The organism is Psychroflexus aurantiacus (assembly GCF_010820555.1).
Classification (GTDB): Bacteria; Bacteroidota; Bacteroidia; order Flavobacteriales; family Flavobacteriaceae; genus Psychroflexus; species Psychroflexus aurantiacus.
Genome location: NZ_JAAIKD010000045.1, coordinates 1 through 459, shown reverse-complemented (window position 1 = coordinate 459; position 459 = coordinate 1). Strand labels below are relative to the sequence as shown.

1 protein-coding gene is annotated in these 459 nt (G+C 54.5%); it reads left to right on the top strand.

The genetic code is table 11. From position 1 onward, the window contains the following. Positions 1-459 (top strand): glycine-rich protein (locus tag G3567_RS13265; protein WP_262887127.1); only part of this gene is annotated, 459 nt, incomplete at both ends.

Sequence of the window (459 nt, the reverse complement as noted above, 5' to 3'; positions counted from 1 at the left end):
AAATGCCGGATCAGGCGGTGGCATGTCGGCCCTCACTTACAAGACACTAGCTGTCCCAGGGGAGGTTACAAAAGCGGATTTAATAGCTATAGCCGGGGGAGGTGGAACTGCATCAAGTTTCAATGATCCAGGTTCTCACGCCGGTGAAGGCGGAGGCTTGTCTGGCGGAGGAAGCTCTGGCGGTAATCCTTTGGATGGATTGGGTGGGAGTCAATACTCTGGTGGTGGAAGCTCTGGCGGTAATCCCGGCGGCTATTTAGTGGGCGGAAATGCGGTTTATAATGGAGGTGCAGGAGGTGGCGGCTATTATGGTGGTGGTTCTGGCGCCCAAACGGGTACAAATCAGGGTGAAAATGGTGGTGGCGGCGGTTCAGGCTACATATCTGTTACAAGCACGATTGATGGTGAGACGATACGTGGAAGTGTACAGACGCCTCCTCGTACGACCGACCCGGATTA